At 43.2% G+C, this 24,623-nt stretch carries 21 protein-coding genes and 3 tRNA genes; 7 read left to right on the top strand and 17 right to left on the bottom strand.

The features are described from left to right. Window positions 1-23: 23 nt before the first annotated feature. From pulA to L2W36_RS13640, 9 genes are all read right to left on the bottom strand, one after another. Window positions 24-3,656: a pullulanase-type alpha-1,6-glucosidase gene (gene pulA, locus L2W36_RS13680; RefSeq protein ID WP_236110311.1), complete on the bottom strand. Its 3,633-nt coding sequence runs from the start codon at window positions 3,654-3,656 to the stop codon at window positions 24-26. A gap of 426 nt (window positions 3,657-4,082) precedes the next feature. Continuing rightward, window positions 4,083-4,526: a CopD family protein gene (locus tag L2W36_RS13675; protein ID WP_236110277.1), complete on the bottom strand. Its 444-nt coding sequence runs from the start codon at window positions 4,524-4,526 to the stop codon at window positions 4,083-4,085. Between the two features lie 189 nt (window positions 4,527-4,715). Beyond that, window positions 4,716-4,789: transfer RNA gene (locus L2W36_RS13670), tRNA-Cys, on the bottom strand. A 31-nt stretch (window positions 4,790-4,820) separates the two neighbouring features. Beyond that, window positions 4,821-4,907, bottom strand: a tRNA-Leu gene (locus L2W36_RS13665). 321 nt (window positions 4,908-5,228) lie between these two features. Beyond that, complete coding sequence (locus L2W36_RS13660) at window positions 5,229-5,474, bottom strand: hypothetical protein (protein WP_006069657.1); 246 nt, start codon at window positions 5,472-5,474, stop codon at window positions 5,229-5,231. A 204-nt stretch (window positions 5,475-5,678) separates the two neighbouring features. Continuing rightward, window positions 5,679-5,752, bottom strand: a tRNA-Cys gene (locus L2W36_RS13655). Window positions 5,753-5,933: 181 nt separating this feature from the next. Then, window positions 5,934-7,379, bottom strand: a complete 1,446-nt coding sequence (gene viaA, locus L2W36_RS13650; RefSeq protein WP_171393435.1) for an ATPase RavA stimulator ViaA — start codon at window positions 7,377-7,379, stop codon at window positions 5,934-5,936. Window positions 7,380-7,480: 101 nt separating this feature from the next. Further along, window positions 7,481-9,142 (bottom strand): ATPase RavA domain-containing protein, encoded by a 1,662-nt coding sequence (locus L2W36_RS13645; protein ID WP_236110276.1) that lies wholly within the window; start codon window positions 9,140-9,142, stop codon window positions 7,481-7,483. Window positions 9,143-9,317: 175 nt separating this feature from the next. After that, entirely contained in the window at window positions 9,318-10,811 is a 1,494-nt protein-coding gene (locus tag L2W36_RS13640) for a VWA domain-containing protein (RefSeq protein WP_236110275.1), read from the bottom strand. 222 nt (window positions 10,812-11,033) lie between these two features. On the opposite strand from L2W36_RS13640, the gene L2W36_RS13635 reads away from it, so the two are divergent. The 3 genes from L2W36_RS13635 (at window position 11,034) to L2W36_RS13625 (ending at window position 13,035) form a co-directional block, all read left to right on the top strand. Further along, window positions 11,034-11,552: an NUDIX hydrolase gene (locus tag L2W36_RS13635; protein WP_236110274.1), complete on the top strand. Its 519-nt coding sequence runs from the start codon at window positions 11,034-11,036 to the stop codon at window positions 11,550-11,552. A gap of 10 nt (window positions 11,553-11,562) precedes the next feature. Further along, a complete protein-coding gene (gene ltaE / locus L2W36_RS13630) occupies window positions 11,563-12,570 on the top strand; it encodes a low-specificity L-threonine aldolase (RefSeq protein ID WP_236110273.1) in 1,008 nt (335 codons plus the stop codon). A gap of 147 nt (window positions 12,571-12,717) precedes the next feature. Beyond that, on the top strand, window positions 12,718-13,035 hold the full coding sequence (locus L2W36_RS13625) for a c-type cytochrome (protein WP_236110272.1): 318 nt from the start codon (window positions 12,718-12,720) through the stop codon (window positions 13,033-13,035). Here L2W36_RS13625 and L2W36_RS13620 read toward each other — a convergent pair. Then, window positions 13,021-13,878 carry a LysR family transcriptional regulator gene (locus L2W36_RS13620; RefSeq protein WP_236110271.1) on the bottom strand — a complete coding sequence of 286 codons (858 nt, stop codon included), beginning with the start codon at window positions 13,876-13,878 and terminating at the stop codon, window positions 13,021-13,023. The two genes, L2W36_RS13625 and L2W36_RS13620, sit on opposite strands and share 15 nt — an antisense overlap. Window positions 13,879-13,996: 118 nt before the next feature. Here L2W36_RS13620 and L2W36_RS13615 point away from each other — a divergent pair, with 118 nt between their 5' ends. Then, on the top strand, window positions 13,997-14,368 hold the full coding sequence (locus tag L2W36_RS13615; protein ID WP_006069649.1) for a YybH family protein: 372 nt from the start codon (window positions 13,997-13,999) through the stop codon (window positions 14,366-14,368). Between the two features lie 72 nt (window positions 14,369-14,440). Here L2W36_RS13615 and L2W36_RS13610 read toward each other — a convergent pair whose 3' ends face one another. After that, window positions 14,441-15,181 carry a sulfite exporter TauE/SafE family protein gene (locus L2W36_RS13610; protein ID WP_006069648.1) on the bottom strand — a complete coding sequence of 247 codons (741 nt, stop codon included), beginning with the start codon at window positions 15,179-15,181 and terminating at the stop codon, window positions 14,441-14,443. Between the two features lie 381 nt (window positions 15,182-15,562). On the opposite strand from L2W36_RS13610, the gene hpfG reads away from it, so the two are divergent. Together hpfG and hpfH are read left to right on the top strand one after the other, a co-directional pair. Beyond that, window positions 15,563-18,094: a (2S)-3-sulfopropanediol dehydratase gene (gene hpfG, locus L2W36_RS13605; RefSeq protein ID WP_236110270.1), complete on the top strand. Its 2,532-nt coding sequence runs from the start codon at window positions 15,563-15,565 to the stop codon at window positions 18,092-18,094. A 71-nt stretch (window positions 18,095-18,165) separates the two neighbouring features. Beyond that, entirely contained in the window at window positions 18,166-19,131 is a 966-nt protein-coding gene (gene hpfH, locus L2W36_RS13600) for a (2S)-3-sulfopropanediol dehydratase activating enzyme (RefSeq protein ID WP_236110269.1), read from the top strand. Here the strand turns inward: hpfH and L2W36_RS13595 are convergent. The 4 genes from L2W36_RS13595 to L2W36_RS13580 form a co-directional block, all read right to left on the bottom strand. Beyond that, a complete protein-coding gene (locus tag L2W36_RS13595) occupies window positions 19,128-19,475 on the bottom strand; it encodes a DOPA 4,5-dioxygenase family protein (protein WP_236110268.1) in 348 nt (115 codons plus the stop codon). The two genes, hpfH and L2W36_RS13595, sit on opposite strands and share 4 nt — an antisense overlap. Before the next feature lie 114 nt (window positions 19,476-19,589). Next, window positions 19,590-20,882, bottom strand: a complete 1,293-nt coding sequence (locus L2W36_RS13590) for a DEAD/DEAH box helicase (RefSeq protein WP_236110267.1) — start codon at window positions 20,880-20,882, stop codon at window positions 19,590-19,592. A 162-nt stretch (window positions 20,883-21,044) separates the two neighbouring features. Then, the gene (locus L2W36_RS13585) at window positions 21,045-21,377 is read right to left on the bottom strand and encodes a YnfA family protein (RefSeq protein ID WP_038227010.1); all 333 of its coding nucleotides are present in this window, start codon (window positions 21,375-21,377) and stop codon (window positions 21,045-21,047) included. Beyond that, complete coding sequence (locus L2W36_RS13580) at window positions 21,370-22,038, bottom strand: isochorismatase family protein (protein WP_236110266.1); 669 nt, start codon at window positions 22,036-22,038, stop codon at window positions 21,370-21,372. Before L2W36_RS13580 ends, L2W36_RS13585 begins: the two co-directional genes overlap by 8 nt. Before the next feature lie 183 nt (window positions 22,039-22,221). On the opposite strand from L2W36_RS13580, the gene pncB reads away from it, so the two are divergent. Next, a complete protein-coding gene (gene pncB, locus L2W36_RS13575; protein WP_236110265.1) occupies window positions 22,222-23,457 on the top strand; it encodes a nicotinate phosphoribosyltransferase in 1,236 nt (411 codons plus the stop codon). Window positions 23,458-23,479: 22 nt separating this feature from the next. On the opposite strand, the gene L2W36_RS13570 is transcribed toward pncB, so the two are convergent. Continuing rightward, window positions 23,480-23,695, bottom strand: a complete 216-nt coding sequence (locus tag L2W36_RS13570) for a TIGR02450 family Trp-rich protein (protein WP_006069640.1) — start codon at window positions 23,693-23,695, stop codon at window positions 23,480-23,482. Between the two features lie 94 nt (window positions 23,696-23,789). Beyond that, complete coding sequence (locus L2W36_RS13565; protein ID WP_198558980.1) at window positions 23,790-24,374, bottom strand: acyl carrier protein phosphodiesterase; 585 nt, start codon at window positions 24,372-24,374, stop codon at window positions 23,790-23,792. Window positions 24,375-24,623 lie beyond the last annotated feature (249 nt).

The following is a 24,623-nucleotide window of genomic DNA, read 5'->3' as shown; positions in this document are numbered from 1 at the left end:
TTATTTGATCACTCTAAAAAATATCAAAGTTTGGTTACAGTCAGCGTTGGATTGGCTTTATTTGTTGCATCCAACTTGAAACGATAGTTTCCCTCTTCAGCAATATTTATAGTGACATTATCATTGCTACCTGCAGTAAGAGTGCTTGCCTCACCCAAAGTAACACTCACTTCGCCACCAAAGTTTGTCTCTGCGTTCCAAGATGCATCGGCGACCTTCATATTAAAACTTCCCGTTTGCACTTCTATATCTAACTGGTAAATATTATTGGCAATATAGCTAAACTTGGCATTGGAATTTTCCGCAGGGGCATCCCATGTCGTGATCGATCCACGTAAGTAGAGTTCAGTACTTCCGAATGGTGCGATACTAGATACATCTTTATTACTGTTGTCTATCGGCAAGCCTACACCCTGGCTCTCACCTTGAGGAAGTACAAAGACAGCGGTTGTCAATGCTGGTACAGAGAAGATTTCATTACTAAATGAGGCTGTTTTCACTTCACTATCATAAGACGATTTTTGAACCGGATGTAGTTCAAAACCGCTAGCTCCTTCAATCTTGAACTCCTTAGTAACTGCCGTCGAGTTAACCACAACCACCACCGCATCATATGCAGAATCAAGATCAGCACCCGCACTGGTTCCATCATCAATCGTCATGACAATTAAACCTTGTGTTTGACCCTGACCAACGTTGCGGAAATCGACTCGTTTCATGACCTCCTCAGCACTATCTAAGCGGAACAGCTCACTACTACTTCTAATTTTAAGTAACTCTAAGAATTGTTGTTTGGTTAGTTCAATGTCCGTTTGAGACGGTTTGACACTAGGATCGGCTATGATTTTTCTGATCAAATCCCAGTTAGCACCATCTTTGTCTTCTCGAGGTAAACCAACATTCCAGTTATTGTCTGAACCATCGAAGCGAACGCGATTATACCAATCTCCTGAGTCGTAGGAATCTCGCTGCATCGACTTAGACCGCAATAGCTCTGAGCCCATGTGAATAAATGGAATACCCTGCCCCAACATTACGGTTGAAAGCGATACAGTCTGCATTCTAGCTCGCTTCGCCGAATCTATCCCTGTCGCAATCTTGTAGGCGTTGTTGTCCCAAAGTGTTTGGTTATCATGCTTCGATACGTAAGAGATATTCTCCGATGGGAACTTAGTATAGCCTGCCGGGGCGCCATTATAATCCACATCTTTGCCGCGTTTAGTCTCACCAGTGTAATCCAAGAGAACATAGTCAGCTAAATTGCCCGCCATACCTAAACGGACGATATCTTGGTTGTGAAGTCTATCGTTTGTTGTTTCAACTGATTCGATTACCTCTTCATTAGGATAAGCCGCATTACCAAACCCTTGATTAAACCTTAGTGCATGGCGGCCATCGCTGTTAACGCCGCCATCAAAAGGACTACCACCACGTACTGCGTCACGCAATCGATCAGAAAACGTACCAATTTCAGTACCAGCCATAGCTAGCTGTGTGGCTTGCTCGAATCGAGCGTGATTAGAAACTTCACCGAAATCCCAACCTTCACCATAGAAAATAGTATCAGGATCAATCGTTTTCACTTTCTCTAACGCATAAACCATCAAGTCTTTAGGTTGGTGCCCCATAAGGTCAAAACGGAAACCATCGACTTTGTAGTCATCAGCCCAAACTAATAGTGAATCAACCATTAGCTTACCCATCATCAAGTTTTCCGTCGCAGTATTGTCACAACAGGTCGAGTTTTCTACGCCTCCGGAATTGGCATTGAGCCTGTGATAATACCCAGGAACAATTTTATCCAACACTGACTTATCATTTACGCCAGAGGCATTGGTGTGGTTATATACGACATCCATGACGAACTTTAGTCCCATATCATGAGTCGCTTTTACCATTTGGCGGAACTCTTTGATTCTTAGTGAACCTTCAGCGTCAGTAGCATAACTACCTTCAGGAACCGTGTAATGGAATGGATCATAGCCCCAGTTAAAACTGTCATACATGCGTAGGTCATTCATCAAAGACTGTGCATTAGCGCTCGCCGGGTCATAGCTTTGCAATAAACCTTCAATGACCTGCCCACTATCTGCTGTAGAACAAACCGCAGCTTTAGCATTAAGAGCACATAGATCACCGACCGTATCGGTAATATCAACTCTATTGACCTCATCAACCGTAGCAATATCAAACACAGGTAATACATGCAACGTTGTTAAGCCCGCTTGTTGCAATGACTTCAGATGTGTTACTGACTCTCGAGTATCTTCGGTTAGTGCTAAATACTTACCATTCAATGCTTCCGTCCCTCTAGAATCACTGAAGCTAAAATCACGTATGTGAGATTCGTAAAGGACATGATCCTCAGCTTTAGATAATTGAGGACGAGAATATGCTTCGTCATTCCAACCTTCAGGCATTAATAACGTATCATCGAGATCTACAACTTGAGAATATAGAGAATTTGCAGACACGCTAAGTGAATATGGGTCGGTTACCAATCGCTGCTCCACTTTACCCGTCGTAGGATGGTACACCTTAACGTCGTAACGATAGAACTGGTTCAGCGCTCCACTTACGCCATCCGAGGACCATATGCCAGTATCTGTATCTTCAGTCATTGGATATACACTATCTAGGGTCTTATCTTCATTATAAACTTCTACCGACACTGACATTGCCGTTGGTGCCCAGAGTTTAAACGTCACATCGTTTCCTTCAACAATAGCACCGAGTGTTTGAGCTATTGCATTACCCCCATCTTTTGAGGCAAACACAGAGTCAAGAACCCCGGCTGTTTGAAGCTCAGTGGCGGTAATAATTTCTTTGCTCTTGTTATATGCGACTATCACAAGTTGTTTTTTTAAAAGTGTATGTCGTGTCTCCGCATTCACATCAATGTTGAGGGCAGTCAAGCTCGCTAGGTGCTTATAACGAGCTTTGAGTTCCTCAGGCAGCTCACCAAAAATGGTGAGTTCAACGTGTCCATCTTGTCCACGAATAGACCTATCATCATTCATTGTGATGCTGCCGTCTTCGCTGTAGAACAAAACCACTGTATCTGCTGTCGAGGCAGCCTCCCAACCAATTGTGGTGCCATCTAACCAATGAGCGGCGCGCCCATCGATCGCAACAGGTCTCTCTACAGTAGGGACGTAATAAATTTGGCTACTGCCATGGAAACCAAATAATCCCTTGCTGTCATCAAGTTGACGTAGTTGAACCTTGTGATTTCCACTCCCAAAGGCTTTCTCATCTCCTTTGTGAAGTATAAAGTTCATACATTCATGAGGGTCTGACGCATCTGGGTCCACTTTCAAAACATAATAAGCGCCATAAGTAGAGCTGACCCCTGTATAACCATATGGAGCATCCCAGCTCGTGCCACTATCACCAATATTCATTGCTTCTAGGTCAGTACTTTCACACCCTTCGCCATTCCACAGGTGTAACCCCCAACCAGCGTACGGGTCACCAGATTGAGCCGCTGAGTCACGTTTGTAATAGATGACGACTTCATTCTCGCCAGCCTTATACAAGCCATCCACATCGCCACTATTGCCACCAGCCTCTGTTCCAGACTCACTATTCGTATTGCATCCTGCGAGTAATACAATTGAAATCAGTGGTATAAGCGTTTTAGCTACCACTGTCATCTTCGGTTTATTATCGTCCACTTTTCAACCTTTTATTATTGAGGGTAAATCGGTTAGTTCACCCTCTATGCTATGAAAAGTGATGCTCAACAAAATGTGAACAATGCATGTTAAGTTTTTGTATCGGATAAAATAACAGAGCGTTTGAAGCACTATCACATACTGGGAAGTCTTAGCACCATATTATGCAACACAGTGCTCATTTTGATCTTACAGATTTTAAAGGCTTAGATACTGGGGCGTAGAGTTTGAGGATGATAACTCAACCTGCAATTGGCGACTTGGATCAGATTTTGTTATGACCTTATTTTCAACTCAAAAATATTAAGCTGCTACAAGCGGCGTTGTTTTGGAAACATCAACCAATAATGAAGTTCGCAGGCAATATGGGAAAGTAATTTATTGTTTGATTGACAGATGTATCAGCTACGACAGCCACCCCACTCTAAATGACACACCTACGAAGACAAATACAACAGAAATTATGGTTACTGGAATAATATGAAGTGCCATGTCTACAAGATTGTCCTTTGACAGCTTTGGGATTACTCGAAAACGCGCATCGAGAGCCAAAGTAACCGTTAGAGCAAGCAAAACCAATTTCGCCGCAATACCATGAGCTAGTGGAATTGACATATCGAACCATAAACTAACATCAGGAAGGATCTGATAAGACATCATCAATCCCGTAGTCACTTGAATAACTAACGCTGGCATTCCTATCTTTTCATAGTTCTGCTCGAACTCAAGTAGCATTTCAGGTGACTTGTATTTCAATACTTTAGGTAGAACTACAACACTCAAAATTAGATGACCACCCGTCCAGATTGACGCACCTAAAATATGCAGCACTAAAAGCCAAGCAAACATGTGCCTTCCCTTTTCATGTTCTGTTAAATTAATCTTAATTATTAACATATTGAACAATAAAGATATGACGAGGATCATACAATTGTAATGATATTTATTATCGTTTATTTGAGTATTAGAGGTAAGGCAATTAATAGAGCTACAGAACTGTGCGTAATTTATGACTACGCAGAGATAGGTTAGAGGGAGTGGAGGCGCCTCCCGGAGTCGAACCGAGGTCCACGGATTTGCAATCCGCTGCATAGCCACTCTGCCAAGGCGCCATAATTTGTGTGCTAACAATTAGCGAATAGATGGTGCCCCGGGCCGGACTTGAACCGGCACAGCGCGAACGCCGAGGGATTTTAAATCCCTTGTGTCTACCAATTCCACCACCAGGGCACGCAATTACTTGCGATGCCGATTACTGAATAGTAAAACACCATCTTTTTCTTACCGCAGTTGCCGTAAGACTTTAATTTTGAGCGACTCACTAGGTTTCCGTTCTTCAACGCTCTTGGTGTGACGTTAATCTTGGCAAGGTTGCCTATAACAGTCTCGCTAGTCTCGCATACGTTTTCATCGGGGTTTCCCGTGAGAACGAGGTGTACTTTAACGGATTAAGTTTTTGCGTCAACAGTAAATTTTAACTTTATGAATCAACTGACTAAATATCGAGCCAAGCAGTATGAAGGCCATACAAATCGACTAATTCAGCACCACTTACAAGTTGGCGATCTTGCGATCCAATTGATATTTTTCGTCTGTAATGATTTTCTCAAGTACTTCAACGCGCTCAGATAAGCTTTTTATTTGTTGTACCAACTCGCTATTTAAACCTTCCGCCCCTTCCATGGCTTTCTCTAGTTCAATCGCCCTCATTTTTTCGCGATGAGCGAAAAATGTTCGCAGCATACCTCGACCAAAAATAGCGCCAAAAATGATGAGAACAACCAAGACTTCAGACATAAACACCTCCACGAATATAGTGATAACTCACCATAGTCGTCGACTAACTTAAACGCAAACTGTTAACAATGCTGAAAATGGATTTCGAGGCTTAGGTCTCAGACAAGGTGAATTAGCTGTCCAAAACGTTAGTGAGTACAGTGAGGGAGAATTCTTAGAGCCAGAAAGAACGAAACCCCGACGATTGTCGAGGTTTCTGAATAATGGAGGCGCCTCCCGGAGTCGAACCGAGGTCCACGGATTTGCAATCCGCTGCATAGCCACTCTGCCAAGGCGCCTTTCTATTAACACACTGAGCTGCTGCTCCGTCGTGTTCGGAGCGTACTTTACGGATTACTCAACATTAGTCAAACAAAAACCGATTTTATCTCTTCGTTTGTCCAGATTAACGGCAATATGCTCAATCAAGCAGCGATCTAATGGACTAAGCGTTCTCACAGTCACATCTCTTAGTGTGTTTTACCACTTTTTCATCAAGCGTCCCACCAAGTTTGGATGATAGGACCAGCAATGATCAAACATACTCATCAGTGCGGGGTTGCCATACTTAGAAAGGTTGATGGCGTGAAAGCGGTTTTTACGCTCTTTTAGTTGGTCGACTTTTTGTATCATCTCTTCGGATTGTTCCGGCGCGATAAAGTCGGAAATCACAACCATGTCTGCGTTTTTATAAGTATCAGTACCCATCAAATCGATAGACTGAACTAATACTGGCTCTAAGTCAGTTCCACCATGAAATGAATAGCTAAGAAAATCAGCAGCTTCTCGCAAACCATCTTGCTTAGTCAGTTCATACGTAATATGTGTAGTAGAAAACAGAATCACATAGCATTCGCGATCTTCAGCCAAAGCAATTTGCATCAGTGCGTAAGCCATTGCTTTGGCACACTGCTCAGGAAATCCACTCATCGAACCAGATGCATCGATACAAACAATAAATGGGCCCTTCTCTATTTCCACCTTACTGTTATCCGGTTTACTAGTTCGTACTTTTTTGAGCGTGCGTGATTTTCCTTGAGTTTTGTAGTTCATTAAGCGTTTATCAGCGAGATGTTTGTAAAACACCACTTCCAATTCGGGATAAGCGAGAAACATGGTTTCATTAGGAAGCAGTTTATTCAGATCGTCGGACTCGTGAATGCCTACTATATCATCCGTCGCCTCATCACTTTGCTCTTCAACCATCTCAACATCATCAGCTTGTGCTTTATTAAGTTCGGGATCATCCTGATCATTTGCCATTCGTCCAAGCTGTTCTGCTATCTCTTGTAGTCCCTTATTCTTCTTAAGAAACTCGGCATGGTTGTGCATCACTTTTAGATCAGTCTTGGTGAGTTTCGCTGAGGCCATATCCCACAAACGGCCCATAGCAGCTTCATCACCCTGCTCCGTCACGGTATCCATGTTTTGCATGGTTTCCATTCGTTGATACAAATCGGCGAGAAACTTCTCTTTACTTGCTTCTAACTCAGAGACCTCGGCTTGTTTAATCGCATCCGCTAGGCTCTTGTACCAAAGATCGCAAAAGAAACGGGGAAACATGGGATTATTAACTGACTTGTTTTTTTCTAGCAGACGCCTCGCCTGCATGTAGAATGCAGAATGCCACTCAAGTTGCTTGACGACATCATTAATGCGTTCAAAAAATGTCGCTTCATCCCAGTGGATGACCTCTTGATAGAGTGCAAGTTCCTTTTGGAAACGTTCAGTCTCACAAACACGAGTCATACGTTTTTTTACCGAGCCACGCCACTTCAACAAATGGCCTTTGACTGCAGAACGAACGCCGCGCTTTTCTGTGAGCGCAACAACTTGAGAGCGAGCCATCAAATCATTAACTGCCGAATCAATTAGACCTGAATCGGCAATCATTAGCGCCAAGTTTAATCCGTCTGCTCCGAGCATCCATGCCTCCGGTGTTTTATCTTACGATGTCACTCAACCAAGTCAGCTAGCCATCTAATTAAGCAAAGCTCCTAGTCAAGTAATGTTCCTAAGCGAGCTTTCTAGGCAAAAAAGTCATTTAATCCTTTGATTCTGGTGACTGCTTTCTCAGCTTCAGCATTAGTCGTTTCAAGTGTTTGCGTGACTGTTTGTAAGCTCACTTCCATCTCTGTTGGTATCTCTTGCTGAATAAAGCCGTGTGGTAGAGCACCATGGAAGTTAGAGCGTACTTGTCTAAGGTGATATTCTGCATGAGTAAGCTGCGTTAATACCTGATCAGCTCTTGTCGTCCACCCTTGAAGTAAATTGGGGTCAATACCAGAAGTGGTCACAAGCGTAGTTAGAACAGAGCGATTAGCGATATCTTTAATAACGAGGTTATTGGCAGCGTCAATATCAAGCTTCAAGCGGCACAAATGCGTATTTTGGTTTACATAACCATACACCTCACTGCCACCTTCTTTGATGGCTCGGCTAAGCTCATCTTTTGCTACATAGACCCAGCGGCTATCGCCTTTTTCACTCTCAGATACTGACATGTTGCTTTGCAGCAAGACCAATTTGACTAGGTCCGTAGCCGGACCAACTTTGTATGATTTGGCGTTGCTAATATCGTATTGGTATACATCTTTTCGAAGCAGCCCCGTCGTGGATTCCATAGAAAGAGGCATCGCAAACTCAGCTTCGATTTCATCTTGAATATCAGCCAATTGCTCCTTACCTTCTTCGATCTGTTGGAATACTTCCTGTTGATCAAAGGCGTAGTTCAACGCAAAGTCACGAACAACATCGCGAACAATTTCTAGTGATTCTGGACTGTTCCACAAACAGTCTTGTAGTAGCAGTAAGTCGAGCGGGTTGACGCTATCGCGACCATTAAAGAACGCACTCGCCTTGAGGAGTTTTACCGCTTTCTTCCAACGACGGTCGGAAACATACAGATCTGACTCCGAGAGTCTGCTTTGGTTTTCTTCTGCTGCGGACTCTAGCAAGGTTTTAAGTTGATAGAGTTTTTCAAAGACGGAATCAGTCAACTTGACGTTATCAAGTTCACTTTGCCATTGATGATATTCCTGATCGGTAATCGCCAAACCTTCGGGGATCTTCGCTTCTTCACTCGTGCCAACCGTTAACATTGATTTGAAGTTCTGTTTATTCTGAATACGATTTACAAATATGCGTACCAACATACGGTCATAGAGAGCTTCCAAACCGCTGTCTTCATCAGGCAGTTCATTTGAGGCGGAAACCAGCAAGCGCATAGGCACTCTTTCAATATCACTACCGTTCTTAAATGTTTTCTCATTCACGACGGTTAGTAATGTGTTTAAGATCGCAGGACCTGCTTTCCAGATTTCATCTAAGAAAACCACTTGAGCGGTAGGTAAGTAACCTTCGGTTAATCGTAAATAACGTCCGTTGTCTTTGAGCTCTTGAATACTAAGAGGGCCAAACACCTCTTCAGGGGTAGAAAAACGTGTCATCAAGTATTCAAAATAACTACTGTTATCAAATGCTTGTATCAATCGCTTCGCAATTAGGCTCTTAGCTATTCCAGGAGGGCCAAGCAAAAAGACACTTTCTCCTGCAAGGGCGGCTAATAAGCAAAGCTTTATGGTCTCTTCTCGTTCGTAAACGCCATCGGAAAGTGCTGAGGCGAGTTTATTAATTCGTTCAGATAGCAACGCTTTATCAGCGTGGGAAACAACTGTGGGCTTTATCATGCCAATACCTCTGTGCACAAAACAGGAATGCATAAATGATTTTATACATTTGTTATTATTATGTTACAAGATTTTTCATTCATGCTTTATTTAAAGCATGACCGCAAACCTAAAATTATCAAGCTGATTTTTATAGAGTTTTGTCACTAAGAGTCGCTTCAAACACCAGAACTCATTAGCCGAAAGTATGAGAAAGCGCCTGTTTTGCTCTATTAAACTGGAACGTAGGTTTTTTAATGAACTGTCCGACGAGACTGGGGTGATAACGCCATTGTGTATCGAATAGCCCTAAAACTTCTGGGTTACCATATTTTGAGAGACATAAAGAGTGGAACCGATTGTAGCGGCCACGTAATGACTCTACTCTTTCGACAATCTCCTGTTCCTGCTTAGGTGCGATGAAATCGGAGATCACCAGCAAATCGGCATTTTTGTATTGCTCACCTTGCATCAGTTCCACAGCGTGATTCAAGACCTTTCCAAGATCGGTTCCGCCTTTAAAGGTATAAGACAAAAAGTCACTCGCTTCTTTCAGTCCAGCCGTCCCTGTTAAGTCATAACTAATGAACGTGGAGGAGAACAATATGACGTGGCACTCGCGTTGTTGTTGTGCGGCCATTTTCATTAGTGAATACGCGATAGCTTTCGCTGATTTTTCCGGAGCACCCTGCATTGAACCTGAGACGTCTATCGCGATAAGCATAGGGCCTTTCTCCTTGTCTGCTTCACCCGTCGCTGTTTTAGGTGAATGTAATTGACGAACCGTACGTTGTTTACCTTCTGATTTGTAGGTTAGCAGTCGTTTTTCCACCAAGTGTTGATAGAAAATGGTTTCCAATTCTGGGTAGGCCAAATACATGGTCTCATTAGGAAGAAGATTGTTGATGTCGTTACTTTCGTGGATACCCACAATATCATCTGTCGCAAAGTCCGTTTTCTCTTCAACGACCACTTCATCGTGGCTCAATGCTTTATTTAGCTCTGGAGCATCCACTTCTTCTGCCATACGTCCTAGTTTGTCGGCAATATGTTTCAGCTCTTGATTATTCTCAAGGTACTCTGCCGTACGTTCTATGTGTCGCCAATCCTGCTTTGTTAGTTCTGCTCCTGCCAAATCCCAAAGCCTTCCCAATTTGCCCTGTTCGCCACCTTTTTGCAGGTTCTCCATATCTTTTAACGTATCGATTTTCTGATACATCTGTTTTAAGAATTTAGACTTCTGCTGGTCAACCGTTTGTTGTTGTTTCGATTCAACGGCCTGTTTTAAGCTTTCATACCACTGCTTACAAAACTGACGGGCAAACAGTGATCGTGGAAAAGCATCGATATCGCTCGCTAACTGACGAGCTTTAGGAAGGAAATGCGAATCTTCAGGGAGCTGCTCAATCAATTGACTTAATTGATCATCAAACTCTTGCTCCGTTAGATAGACTGCACGTTGATAAAGTTCGAGTTCAGATTGCAGAGACTCGGTATCTTGACCTTTGACGAGCTTGCGTTTAACAGATTTAGACCATTTGGCCATTGATGCTGTTAAGCTTTGCTTAAGTCCCTCATCGCTTCCCATCGCCAACAGGTCTGTTTGCTGCATGATGTCTCTAACCGCAGAATCAATAATTCCTGACTCTGCTACCATCATCGCCAAATTTAGACTGTCCGCACCAAGCATTTCGTTACCTATAAATAAACTTCACAACCGTGTAGACCTCTTGATATACCTAAATTTTTCATTGCATTACAGGTAAGAAACCCTAGTTTTCATTTTCGATCGCCATTTAATAAAACGTTCCCCTTATTATCCATCGACTTTTATGTCACGTTATGGTCATATTGAACCGTGATTACGTAAACCTTCTACGTACTTTATATCTAGCCATCAACGGATGATTTTATGGCCCAAAGAACAATTCATCAGTGGAAATCCATTGCCCTCGTAGAAGAAGACATTGAATTACCAAATCAGAAAAGCATTACGCACACGACAATTAAGCACCCAGGAGCTGCGGTCATCCTTCCTGTTACCGAGTCCGGCGATATCCTGCTATTAAATCAATATCGGCCCTCACTTAAGAAGTGGCTTTTAGAGCTTCCTGCAGGGACGATGGAACTGGGTGAAAATGCTGAAAATTGCGCACACAGAGAACTGATTGAAGAAACGGGCTTCGAAGCTGGTAGTATGATTTCTCTAGGACAGGTGACACCACTCGCTGGCTTTTGCGACGAGATACAGCATCTGTATATTGCAAAATCACTCAAACCGAATCGCAGCTTAGAATGCGATGATGATGAAATTATTGAATTAGTGACAATGTCACTAACGGAATTACAACAAAAAATAATCGATGGTGGCATCACGGATGCCAAAACAATAGCGTGCTTAAGCAAAGCCACGCTATGTGGATACATTTAGGAGAGTATCAATGGATTTTCGCTCAGACACAGTGACCCAACCTACCCCAGCTATGCGTGAAGCAATGGCCAATGCACCTGTCGGTGACGATGTTTACGGGGATGACCCAACGGTCAACGAATTAGAACAATGGGCAGCAGAGCGACATGGTTTCGAAGCGGCGCTGTTCACAACATCTGGTACTCAGGCAAACCTGCTTGGTTTAATGGCACATTGCCAACGCGGCGATGAATACCTGTGTGGCCAGCAGGCTCACAACTATAAATATGAGGCTGGCGGTGCAGCAGTACTCGGCTCAATTCAGCCTCAGCCTATTGAGAATAACCCAGACGGTACACTTGATTTTTCTAAGTTGAAAGCCGCGATAAAACCGGACGATAGCCACTTCGCACGCACTAAATTGTTAAGCCTTGAAAACACTATCAACGGTAAAGTTCTACCTTTGTCATATTTGGCAGAAGCAAGGAAGTTTGTTGATGAAAACGGACTGAAACTGCATCTAGACGGCGCTCGAGTATACAACGCGGCCGTGGCATTAGATGTGGACGTAAAAGAAATTGCTCAGCATTTTGATTCTATGACAATCTGTCTTTCAAAAGGCTTAGCGGCTCCTATTGGTTCCTTACTTCTTGGTTCTAAAGCGTTTATCGAACGTGCAAGACGACTGCGTAAAATGGTTGGCGGTGGTATGCGCCAAGCTGGTATTTTAGCCGCGGCAGGAAAACTTGCGTTAACAGAACAAGTCGATCAGTTGAAACTTGATCACGCTAATGCCAAAAAACTCGCACTTGGTCTAAATGACATTTCTGGATTTAGTGTAAACGCCGATTTTGTCCAAACGAACATTGTTTTTGCTAAGCTCGATGAATCGGTAAAGATTGATGCTATTGCAGAATCGTTAGCTAAAGACGGCATTACAATTACCCCAGGTAATCCGATTCGATTCGTAACTCACAAGGATATTTCGAGTGATGACATTGACACATTGCTTCAGAAAGTTAGAGAGTTAGTTGGATAATTGTTTCGACCCATCCAACATTAGTTAGGAGAACGTCAGGTTCTCCTTTTTTTGTGTCACAAATTCAGCTTGGGAAGTAATAATTTCTTGAGGTTAACCTAAGGTGAAGCATTACGATTTTGCTAAACGGAGCTAGAGTACATTCTTATGAAAAACAATATACTTACCGTGATAGCTTTGATGGCTATTTCATCGGTTGCTGATGCTAACGAATTCGGAAATCCAGAACTAGGTGAAATGAAAGCGCCAAGCTGTGTGTTCTGTCATAACCCTAATGGAGCTCCCTCTCAAGCTAACTACCCAAACCTCAACGGGCAAAACTCGCTTTATCTGTTTAATGCTATGAAAGCGTATCAAAATGACGAGCGCCAAGGCGAGATGGCAGAACTTATGAAGGCTCAGCTTCAAAACTTAACGGAAGAAGACTTGAAAGATATTGCTGCGTTCTATTCAACTATCGATTAGCAGAGTATTTATCCTCTGTTCAATCGCACTTATAGCCATAGACACTGTAAGAGGCACATGTGCTTGATAAGGGTGTAAGGAGTAAATAGGATTAGGTTTCGTCTTCTCTATTTCAGCAACTGGTTTTATTGCCATGCTTTCACCAAGTAGAAATTCAGGAACCAAGCCTATACCAAACCCTCTCTCGATTAGGCGAATAGCATCGTAGATCGTGTTGACACGGTGTGCTGGAACAAACGTTAACTCTTGTTCCGTATTTAATTCTCGATGATGTATTTGCGCTGGTTGCCAATGTTGAGCCACATATTGGCACGATGTTATATCTACTTCATTGTTTTTCGATTGGCATAGGACGTCAGAAAACTGACCAAGTTTCCTTTGTTTTAGATTGGAATCTCCAGATGCGCCTACACGAATCGCTAGATCAATATCCTGCTGAATTATGTCCACGTGGTCATCGTCACTTACTAAGTTCAGCGTCACATCAGAAAAATCATTAAAAGTATCAGCGAGCGCAGGTATGACAATACTCTGCATCAACGCGTGTGGCGCTGTCACCGATAGTCTTCCTGATGGCGTGTTCATCGACTCTGATGCCTCAATCCACGCAGATTCTGCATGCTCTTGCATGAGAGCGCATTGATGGTAAAAACGCTCTCCGGTAGAAGTCAGCATCTGCTTGCGCGTCGTGCGTTTTAGTAAGCTCGTATTCAACTCATTTTCTAACTGTTTTAGCGCTGAACTAACTACAGATTTAGACACACCGAGTTTATCAGCCGCTTTGGTTATTGAGCCACTTTCAATGATTTGTACATAGATAGACATTAAACGTAGTTTATTCACAATAAGCTCTCTTAATTGTTCTCTTTAACAGAACATACCTTTCCAATTAGTTTGTTTTTCATCGTCAATACTATCTCTATGATTAACTCAAACACAACCCAAATTAAAAGGTATGACGATGACTCAATCAGCTTTAGAACGCTCAAAAACTGGAATTTCCGCATGGCAAGTTGCATTTAACAATCAGGATGCCGCTGGCTGCGCGGCACAATACGCCGAAGACGCTGTAATGGTAGCGAAACCTTTTGGTACATTTGAAGGTCGAGAGGCAATACAGGCATTCTGGCAAAACATTATTGATCAAGGATTTAAAGACGTTGATTACACCAATACTAAATGGGAAAAGGCTGGAGAAACGTCATACATTTTGACCTCAGACTGGACAATGAATAACGCCTTCGGAGTTGTTCATAAAGAACTATGGGAAATTCAAACCGATGGTGCGTCTCGGTTAACTTATGATGAGTTTGAAGTGCTTGGTGAGAGGTAGACTATCCTGCTTTAGTCATTTATTAGTACGCCCCGTTATACACGGGGCTTAGTATTAAATTGACTTAGATAATCAAAAATGGACATTTTTAGCCACTAACATACACCCAATGACTAATAAAAAGATATGTACGATTCGGTGATAGTCAATTTTGTATTTGTGTAAAAGATGATAGCCGATCATCCCGCCAGTTAAACCAATGACAAACGCTGGCATTGCCGACATCACCAAAGACAACACTTCTTCAGTTATCAAACCTTCATTCCAAAAACTCACGTTGGCACCAATCATTTGCAACATAAAGAAGAAAGCCAATGTCGATTTGGTTTGATCGGCCGTCCAAGGCTGCATCGATGTATACGCAATCACAGGAGGACCCGATTCACCTACGCTAGCACCTAAAACACCTGAAGTGAAACCTGCCCCTACTGTTACCGGAACAGAAGTCTTTTTAAACAAAGGCTTAGTTGAGCGTAGAGAATGTAAACTTGAAGCAACTAACACAATTCCCATAGTCAAAAGAATGTACTGGGAAGGCATCGTTGCCAGTAACTTAGCACCAACAAAAGACGCAGGTACCGAACCGGCAAATAGAATCAATCCTGTTTGGCGTTGTATTGAATGGCGCATTTTCCAAACGATTGGCAAGGTAACTAACCAGCCAAAAATACCAGCAATTGGGACTGCTGTTTGAGCTCCAACAATGAATGAAAGCAACGGAACCGACACTAACGCTGAGCCGAATCCCGTTAACCCCTGTGTGAAACCCGCTAATGCAATGATCAACGAAACGAGTATTAAAGTGGTGTCCATATGTCCTGTTATTCAGCCGTTAAAAGTTCTTCACACTATAGACTCATGAAATTTAATAACCATTACTCGTGTCACATTTTGTTGTTTTATGTACATTTAGATTCGTTAGTGTGACTATTTTCTCAGAACAAGACGTCCATCTCCTTATAATGACCATATCCATACAGTTTTGAACAAAATGCTCACTCAAAAGCGTCTATAAGACTGAAGGTGTTTTTAAGAGGCTCTCATCCGAATCAGCCTTCCCTTCAGATCCTTGTAGATAAACCGTGGTAGCGGATAAACACGAGCAATCATCGACCTTCAACAGGGACGCCTTCAAAGAAGTATCGATTTGAAACTGTTAACGAATTCATCGTATTTAAATTTATGAGGTAAACAATGGATCACTTCCAGTTAGAGTCGGAGCAGTTATTTGAAACGCAGGCTCATCAGCACACGTCAGCAAGGGGAATCGAAGAGTTTGATAAGGTTTATGGGTTAGGATACCAAGTGGATCATGCCGATTGGTCCCCTTTCCCGCGAGTTAATCAATTAAGACAAACCTTCCTAGATAGGTCGTATGACATCGACGTTGAACGTCTTCGTCTTGTAACCGAATCATATCGAGAGAATGAAACCTTACCACGTATCCTGCAGACTGCTTTCGCTTTCCAGAACATACTCCATAACTGCACACTGCACGTTTATGATGACGAACTAATCCTAGGAGAGATTGCTGCTCCAGCAAAAGCCTCACCTATTTATCCTGAATTCTCCGTTGACTGGATCATTGACGAAATCCTTCACTCTCCTTTTGAAGAACGAAGTAACGACCAATTTTATATACGCAATGAGCAGGATAAAAACGAAATTTTGGAGTTATGCGCATACTGGAAAGGCAAAACGGCCAATGAGATCATTACGGCCCACCTTGATGACGACCAAAAGAAAGGCTCACATATGGGTGAAAAAGTCTTCCAGACCAACAATTACCATTTTGCAGGCATTGGACATTTTGCTATGGACTTCACCAAGCTAATGACGCTTGGTTATGACGGGGTTATCTTGCAGGCCAATTCCGCATTAAAGAAATTGTCGAAACAAGACCCCGACTATAGCGATAAACGAGATTATTACAAAGCGACCATTGTATGTTTAGAAGCGGCTAAGCACTATATTACAAGGTACGCGCAGTTAACGTCTAAAATGGCGGAACATGAAACTGACGCTAAACGCAAACAAGAACTGTACACCATGTCTCTCAACTGTCAGCAAATCGCAGGTGGTGCTCCAAAGTCTTTCTGGCAAGCTATTCAGTTATTCAATTTTGCCGTTACTTTGACCCAAATTGAGGGAAATGGTCACTCTATCTCTTATGGTCGTATGGACCAATGGTTACTTCCCTTCTACCAAAAAGATGTCAATGAACGTGCCGTATCAAAGTCGTTTATCCTAGAGCTCATTGAAGTGCTTTACGTCAAAATGAACAACCCAACTAAGCTCAAAGATAAAGGCACAGTAAAAGTTCGCAATGGTCGAGGTTTTGGTGGAGAAAGCTTAACTCTGGGTGGAGTAGACTCAGAAGGTGAAGACGCCACCAACGACCTAACAATGTTAATGTTGGAAGCATCAGCCCATACTCGAATGATGAACCCTTGGGTCTGCGTTCGAATGCACGAGAAAACACCGTACGAACTCAAGATTAAGACGATTGAATGCATTAGAGCCGGTTACGGTCACCCTAAATTGTTCAATGATACCCCAGCGATAAAAGCCATGTTAGGTAAAGGGGTGTCTTTAGCTGAGGCGAGAAATTACGCTGTAGTTGGCTGCGTTGAACCTACAATCCCCGGCAAAGAGTATGGTTGGTTGGACGCCGGCTACGTGAATACCGCAAAAATGATGGAAATGGTCATCAATGGTGGACGAATTCTTTCAGGACCAAATGCCGGCCAGCAATTGGGGCCAGATACTGGCAGTTTAGAAACTTACGCAACATTTGAACAAGTTCTCGAAAGTGTCGATAAGCAGTTTGCGTACTGGTGCGATCAATTATGTAGCTGCTTAAATGTCACCGACAAAATTCATCGTATGGTCAAACCCACTCCCTATATCTCAGCGTTTTTTGAAGGTTGTATCGAAACCGGACGAGATATGACATTTGGTGGTGTGAAATATAATGGTACTGCTCCGCAGGCTGCTGGAGTAGCCACTTGCGCCGATTCTCTCTCTACCATTAAGAAGTTAGTATTTGATGACAAGAAGTACACGGGTAAACAACTGCTTGATGCTGTGAAGAATAATTGGGTTGGTTATGAAAAGCTGTACGCACTCGTCAATAGCTCCAAGATCCCCCATTATGGCAACGACAACGATGAAGCCGATGAGCTATTCACCTTTATGTTTGAATGCTATTGCCGTCATATCAAAGGACGCATCAACCCTAGAGGCGGAAAGTTTAGTCCAGGCGTATACACCGTCAATGCGAATGTTGGTATGGGCTTATACACCAATGCGTCGTTAGATGGTCGCAAAAATGAAGAACCTATCTCTGATAACATGGGACCTGTCCATACCGCAGGCGGTTCGCACGATACGCAAGGCCCGACCGCTATCGTCAACTCCGTCACTAAGGTAGACCACAGCTTGGCAACCAATGGCACTCTACTCAATTTACGTTTTCCAGAAGACGCCGTTTCAGGTATTGAAGGAAGAGATATTCTTGTCAGTTTTATCGACGAATACATCTCCAAACAAGGCATGCACGTGCAGTTTAATATTATGAGTTCGGACAAAATGCGCGCCGCTCAGAAAAATCCTGAGCTATACAGAGACATGTTAGTGCGAGTAGCAGGATACAGTGCGTATTTCGTGGAACTTGGGAAACCTTTGCAAGACGACTTAATTCAACGCACCGAGCTTAGGTTCTAACAAATAACCTAATACAACTACTGTCAAGCTGGGCATTCAACGCCCAGCTTCTAACTTAATTGAGGTTATTTGTGTCAAACCAAGCCACCGTATTGAATGTACAGCGTTTCACACTCCACGACGGTCCAGGGATCCGAACTGAATTCTTCCTTAAAGGATGTCCTCTACGATGTGATTGGTGTGGAAACCCGGAGAGTTTTAATCGCAGAATAGAAGTTGGGGTCTACCATAACCAGTGCATCTCACGTGAGCACTGCGGAACGTGTTTAGAGGTTTGTCCATCGCCCAATATGTTGACGTTTTCCGATGATTATCTGTTTGAGGTCAAACGTGATCTTTGCTCTTCCTGTATGGCTTGCTCTGACGACTGTCCTGCAGAAGCAATCAAACAATGGGGCAGTTTCATGACTTTGGATGAGTGTATGAAGACTATCCGCAAAGACATAGGCTTTTATCAACGATCAGGCGGAGGTGTAACTGTGTCTGGTGGAGAGCCCCTTTTACAGAGCAACTTTGTATTGGAGATGTTTAGGTTATGCAAACAAGAAAACATCCACACTTGTTTAGAGTCGAGTTTCTTTGCTAACTGGAACCGAATAGAAAAGCTCCTTCCCTATACCGATCTATTTATCTCCGATATTAAGCTACTAGATAGCCAGCGCCACAAAGCGCACACCGGAGTTGATAATCGCAAAATCCTCAATAATCTTAGAGCATTGAGTAAAACTGAAAAGCCCATCATATTGAGAATCCCAGTTATCCCGTCCATCAACGATGACGATGAGAATATTGCCGCGACCGCCGATTTCATTATTAATGAGCTCAACGGACGCGTACAAACGCTGCAGTTACTTAGCTTTATGCGCTTAGGGGAAGAGAAATACCGCTCATTAGGGTTGCCATACAAGATGGCCGACCTAGTCTTTGACCGTGACAGCTTTCAACTAAGGGTAAATCAAATTGCCGACTACTTTAATCGCCTAGGCATCCATTGTACGGTTGGAACCAAAAACGCCAGCCTGAAATGCGCAAATTAGAATCCATCAAGATTAAGAGGCACTTCTTTACCTAGCCAATATGCATAAGTGGTGTGATCAATAAGGTCATCGCCAGTGTCGGCGTGTACTAAAACACTGAGTTCGCCTCTAACACTATCAAGCCAAGGGATAAGTGCATCAAAGTCTTCACGAAAGAACAAAATCTGGAAGCTCCATTTCGTATGAGGCCCAACAGGCTTTTGATGTACTCTTCCGACATGCAGACCAAATTTTTCTGTAATGGTTTCACTTAACACGGTAGCCATTTCTAAAGAAGATTGATCAAAGTAGACGTGTGCATGGTATTTATCGTGAAGGTTTTTGGGGGGTTGAGGTGATGTCATGGGGTTACTTTGCGATAAAATTGCGTGAGGAAATAGTGGCGGGATTGTAACTGATATCTATCTGAAAAATAAGGGAAGAAGTTAAATTCTTACCCTTATTTTCTTTGAAGTAAATTAGCGCTTTTTACCACGATTGGCATGAATCTTAAGCTTGGCTTTCATCTTACGTTTATCCGCCCCTCGACCTTTACGGCGAGGTGCACGATCAGGTTCGACTTCAGAGGCCGGACTTGGTTCAAAGCCTGCCAACCACTCTTGTGGTAATCGCGTATCTAGCAAACGCTCTATTGCTTCTAGAAGATACTGCTCATCGTGACTCATTAACGATACTGCAAAACCTGCATGCCCCGCTCGACCTGTTCGTCCAATACGATGGATATAGTCTTCCGCTTTATACGGCAGCTCAAAGTTCACAACTTGCTCCAGCTGCTGAATATCTAGTCCACGAGCCGCAACATCCGTTGCAATCAATGCTCGTACTTTTCCGGATTTAAAATCATCCAACGCTTTTTGACGCGCTCCTTGGCTCTTATCACCATTGATCGAAACCGCATTGATGCCATCGAGCTTAAGCTCTTTTGCGAGTGCATCACTACCCTGTTTTGTTTTGGTAAACACCAATACCTGTTGCCAATTGCGGGAACCAATTAAGTACGCCAGCAGCTCGTGTTTACGTTTTTTGTCGACGGGATAAACCATCTGTTTTACGGTATCTGCCGTCGAGTTCGCTGGGGTGACTTGAACTTCGATGGGCTCATTCATAATACGATGCGCTAGCGTTTTGATACGCTGTTCAAATGTTGCTGAGAACATCATATTTTGGCGCTCTTTTGGTAAGCGCTTGAGAATACGATTCAAGTCTGGCATGAATCCCATATCTAACATACGGTCAGCTTCGTCCAAGATTAGATATTCGCATTCAGATAAAGTGATATTGCGGTTATGTTGGTGATCCAAAAGGCGTCCTGGTGTTGCTACCAAGATATCAGCACCACCAATTAGGTTTTTAGTTTGTACGCCCATACTTGTGCCACCGTAAGCAACAACTACTTTAAGTCCAGTGTCTTTTGCTAACGGTACTAAGCTATCAAACACCTGTTGTGCAAGTTCTCTTGTTGGTGTGAGTACTAAAGAGCGAATAACTTTTGAGTTAGACTCTCGAACCTTAGGTTCTTGAGCAATTTTGTGAATCAAAGGAAGCCCAAACGCCGCAGTTTTTCCCGTGCCTGTTTGTGCTCCGGCTAAGATATCTTTGCCATCAAGAACATGTGGAATAGCACGTGCTTGAATAGGTGTTGGCGACTCATAGTTCAAGGCAGCTAGGTTTTGATGAATTGTTCTACTAAAAGCAAAAGAATCAAACGAAGTCACGTCTTCGGAAGCATCAAGTAAAGTCTTGTCTGTCATAAATTCGCCAACAGGTATTATTTAGGGGTCGCGAGTGTATCAGATAACACGACATTGGTTAACGCCATTATTAACTTAGTTCATCAATCATTACTTGAACGGTGTACAACTGCTACTACCGAGCAGATATACCAAAGCTTTGCTTTCAGCTTGCTACTTAGACTAAATGTTTCTTGGGGCAAACATGATAATTGCCATACCAAGTAATGCGACTGATACGCCGACAATATCCCACATAGTTGGACGAATGCCGTCTACAAGCCAAAGCCACAAGATTGCAACGAAAATATAAACGCCACCGTACGCGGCGTACACCCTGCCAGCCGCTGTAGGGTGCAAGGAAAGAAGCCAGGCGAACAAACCAAGGCAAATCGCAGCAGGGACAAGCAACCAAATCGACTTCCCTTCTTTTAACCACAAGTAAGGCAGATAGCAACCTAATATCTCCGCCACTGCAGTGACGAAGAACAGCCCCATTGTTTTTAGTTCAGGCATGTAAAGTATCCAATAACTGGATGGAGGCAGCGTTTTCCACAACTGTCACACCCTGACTAACAAGATGCTCAATGACTTCCTGCACATTGTCAGGAAATACGGCACGCGTCGAAGCCGAATTCAGAATAACGTCAAAGCCTGCATCGACGAGCTGTTCAACAGACTTTTTCACACAGAAGTCTAGAGCCAAGCCACCAACAATCACATTCTTAACCCGTTTAGATTGTAAAAACTCAATCCCTCCCGTTGATAATGTATCAGCTTGGTCGTGATAAAATGCACCATAAGGATGAGCATCTGGGTCGATGCCTTTATTAATTTGAAAATCATAGTCACGAATCGCTGGCAGTCCAGGCAGCAACTCCACGCCTTCCGTTCCCACCACACAGTGAGGATTCCATTTGATGTCGACCTCAGGCAGTCCAACGGGTTCCAGCATACGCTCCGGCGTTTCCGCCTCCCAAGCGGCACCAGGAGGGTGCATATCTCGAGAAACCAGTTTTAACGCAGCTTTACTATGATTGTTTACCAACTCTGCAACAATCTCTAACGCGCCTTGCACTGGCAATTCATCAGGACACAGCTCGCTAAATCCTTTTTGAGGGTCCACATCAATGGACGCAGTTTGGGATTTAAAGAGTTGTATAGTGGTCAAAGACATGGTGACTTCCTTCACGATTCGTCTAGGGTTTAATCGGTAATACTCTCTATCATACTTAAGTAAATAGATAACACACGTCCTTTACGAATAGCGTCTTCACCCAACAGGGTATTTGACAATTTTCTCAGCCTTATCTAGAGTGCCACTTCTTTATCAATCCTAGTAACACAGTAGGAATGCCGGATGTCAGGCTCACTTTTCAACGATCGTATTATTCAAAGCGCACTCGACCTAGACGTATACAAAATCAATATGATGTTTGCAGCGTTCACGCATTATCCGCAGACTCGCGTGCGTTACGAACTTATTGTTCGATCGAATGAAGATTTATCAGACCTCCAACCCCTTATTGAAAAAGAGATAAACGCTCTTTCAGGCTGTCGATTTACGACCGAAGATATTGCTTATTTAACAACCCAAGCGCCCTATCTCAATGACAACTTCCTCACTTATCTGTCTGACTTCGCATTTGCTCCTAAGCACCAAGTGAAGGTATCTAAGACTGATGAGCAGCTTAGTGTTTCCATTACCGGCATTTGGCACGAAACCATTCTTTACGAAACCTTGGTGATGAGCATTATCTCAGAGCTGCGCAGTCGCCAACGTTGGAACGCAATACCTTACTCTCAGTTCACGACTACGCTTGAACAAAAAGTCGATGCAATAAAATCCGAACTGAAGAAACGTTCCATTGAAAATTTTCAGTTTTCTGAAATGGGTAGCCGTCGTCGATTTAGCGCGCCGGTTCAACGCGAGGTGGTGAACTACTTCCAGCAACATGCTCCTGCACTAATGAGTGGCACAAGCAACTATCAATTAGCAAAAGATCTAGACCTTACGCCAATTGGTACCGTGGCACATGAATGGTTTATGGCGCATCAAGCACTAGTGGAACCAGAGAAGTCGCAACAAGTTGCTCTAGACCTTTGGCAGTCTACGTTTAATGGAAAACTTGGTATTGCGCTTACTGATACGATTGGTATTGATGCCTTTCTAAAGGACTTCAATGTAGAGCGAGCCAATGACTACGCTGGCGTGCGTCATGATTCAGGCAATCCTTTTGAATGGGGTGACAAGATGATCGCGCATTACCAATCCCTTGGTATCGATCCAATGTCAAAAATCTTAATTTTCACCGACGGACTAAACTTTTCGGATGCACTCGACATATGTGAGTACTTCGCTGGCCGTGCAAATATCAGCTTTGGCATAGGTACATTTCTAGCCAATGACATGGGCAAATGGCAACAAGACTCTGTGCAATACCAACCCCTGTCTATTGTCGTCAAAATGGCTGAATGCAACGGTCGTCCTGTTGCTAAAATCAGTGACGAGCCAGAAAAAGCTATGTGCGAAGATGAAGAATTTTTAGCTGAATTAAAGAAAAGCTTCGGTGTACAAAGCAAATATGCGGCGTAAGCTCACACGTTCAACCACGCCGCTATTTCCATCCTTGAAGCCACTTTTCGCTGTCTTTTAACTCTGTCCAATCAATCGGATATTCGTTACGAGACAGCACGGCTTCAAGCTTGCACGACATGACTGTCCCATCCTCTTCAAACTCGACTTCTGACACCAGAAAGTGCTTTTCTCTATTAAGCGGTTTAATCGCCGTCCATTTGCTGTTTCGTAACTTAGCTGGATTAATACGATTCATTTCAAACCCATAACCATCTGTTTATCATTAGAATTTCTTCTACGCGTCAGGTATAGATTAAGTTCAAACAAGACAAACATAGTTCGCCAAATCGTCAGAAAATCTTCCCGATCTTAATCGCTTGCTCAAGAACCTCGGGATAGAGTTCAGCGAAAAAGTCTGAAAACTCTTGATAATTCTGTTCTAGTTGCACTCCACAATCAGCAAGAGGTGTCATGCGCATACTTCTAAGTGACATTCGCTCTAAGGCGTACTGTATGTTTTCTAGTTCACTGTATGACTCTAACCAACGTCCTTGCCACATATGAGAAGTCATATTGATAAAACGCTCTGGTAATACTTCTTCAGTAGACGTAATCTTTGCTTCTGCACTATCAACAAATTCTTGCAGGGTTTGATGGTGGTAATCATGCCATCGCTTAGCTAGACAATGGTCCCAAAACATATCCATGGCGATAGGCGCAAATCGTTTTAGGTCTGGATCGAAACGCTGTTTACACAGTTTGATGATGGCATGGTTGTCGGTATAAGAGTCGACAAAACGGTGCAGCCTGATCCCTTGGCTAACATCAGAATTATAGAGCTTTGAGGGGTCCCCCTTAACAAAGTCTCCAAGTAAGTTGCCTAGTAGACTGCTCTGACAGTGATCCGCAATGTGCAGGTGTGCTAAGAAATTCATAACTCTCCATTATTAGTCGTTTGCTACATTGTGGTGACTGTTATCCAAACGGTCAGATCCCACACTCACTCATAGCATCGTATGCGCCAAGTGTAAATCTGACGAAACACTCAATAAAAATCTTATATCAGCCATCAACTCGACACCACCCTGCCGTCACAATTAAACTCGCGCCTCTTACATTTGTGAAGTTCCACGAAGGATCGTTTGCACTGTAGATATCATTTTTATTTTCAAAGGAAGTGTCTT

This window comes from Vibrio sp. McD22-P3 (assembly GCF_021568915.1).
Lineage (GTDB): Bacteria > Pseudomonadota > Gammaproteobacteria > Enterobacterales > Vibrionaceae > Vibrio > Vibrio mediterranei.
The sequence above is the reverse complement of the archived record's forward strand: the minus strand, read 5'-3'. Positions and strand labels throughout refer to the sequence as shown.

What these genes read in the sequence shown, in the direction of transcription:
- L2W36_RS13585 (WP_038227010.1), bottom strand. Translation starts at nt 21,377, where the DNA reads ATGCCTGAACTAAAAACAATGGGGCTGTTCTTCGTCACTGCAGTGGCG.
- L2W36_RS13640 (WP_236110275.1), bottom strand. Translation starts at nt 10,811, where the DNA reads ATGCTTGGTGCGGACAGTCTAAATTTGGCGATGATGGTAGCAGAGTCA.
- L2W36_RS13615 (WP_006069649.1), top strand. Translation starts at nt 13,997, where the DNA reads ATGACTCAATCAGCTTTAGAACGCTCAAAAACTGGAATTTCCGCATGG.
- L2W36_RS13625 (WP_236110272.1), top strand. Translation starts at nt 12,718, where the DNA reads ATGAAAAACAATATACTTACCGTGATAGCTTTGATGGCTATTTCATCG.
- L2W36_RS13580 (WP_236110266.1), bottom strand. Translation starts at nt 22,038, where the DNA reads ATGTCTTTGACCACTATACAACTCTTTAAATCCCAAACTGCGTCCATT.
- L2W36_RS13645 (WP_236110276.1), bottom strand. Translation starts at nt 9,142, where the DNA reads ATGATAAAGCCCACAGTTGTTTCCCACGCTGATAAAGCGTTGCTATCT.
- ltaE (WP_236110273.1), top strand. Translation starts at nt 11,563, where the DNA reads ATGGATTTTCGCTCAGACACAGTGACCCAACCTACCCCAGCTATGCGT.
- L2W36_RS13675 (WP_236110277.1), bottom strand. Translation starts at nt 4,526, where the DNA reads ATGTTTGCTTGGCTTTTAGTGCTGCATATTTTAGGTGCGTCAATCTGG.
- L2W36_RS13660 (WP_006069657.1), bottom strand. Translation starts at nt 5,474, where the DNA reads ATGTCTGAAGTCTTGGTTGTTCTCATCATTTTTGGCGCTATTTTTGGT.
- hpfG (WP_236110270.1), top strand. Translation starts at nt 15,563, where the DNA reads ATGGATCACTTCCAGTTAGAGTCGGAGCAGTTATTTGAAACGCAGGCT.
- L2W36_RS13610 (WP_006069648.1), bottom strand. Translation starts at nt 15,181, where the DNA reads ATGGACACCACTTTAATACTCGTTTCGTTGATCATTGCATTAGCGGGT.
- pulA (WP_236110311.1), bottom strand. Translation starts at nt 3,656, where the DNA reads ATGACAGTGGTAGCTAAAACGCTTATACCACTGATTTCAATTGTATTA.
- L2W36_RS13635 (WP_236110274.1), top strand. Translation starts at nt 11,034, where the DNA reads ATGGCCCAAAGAACAATTCATCAGTGGAAATCCATTGCCCTCGTAGAA.
- L2W36_RS13565 (WP_198558980.1), bottom strand. Translation starts at nt 24,374, where the DNA reads ATGAATTTCTTAGCACACCTGCACATTGCGGATCACTGTCAGAGCAGT.
- pncB (WP_236110265.1), top strand. Translation starts at nt 22,222, where the DNA reads ATGTCAGGCTCACTTTTCAACGATCGTATTATTCAAAGCGCACTCGAC.
- L2W36_RS13570 (WP_006069640.1), bottom strand. Translation starts at nt 23,695, where the DNA reads ATGAATCGTATTAATCCAGCTAAGTTACGAAACAGCAAATGGACGGCG.
- viaA (WP_171393435.1), bottom strand. Translation starts at nt 7,379, where the DNA reads ATGCTCGGAGCAGACGGATTAAACTTGGCGCTAATGATTGCCGATTCA.
- L2W36_RS13590 (WP_236110267.1), bottom strand. Translation starts at nt 20,882, where the DNA reads ATGACAGACAAGACTTTACTTGATGCTTCCGAAGACGTGACTTCGTTT.
- L2W36_RS13595 (WP_236110268.1), bottom strand. Translation starts at nt 19,475, where the DNA reads ATGACATCACCTCAACCCCCCAAAAACCTTCACGATAAATACCATGCA.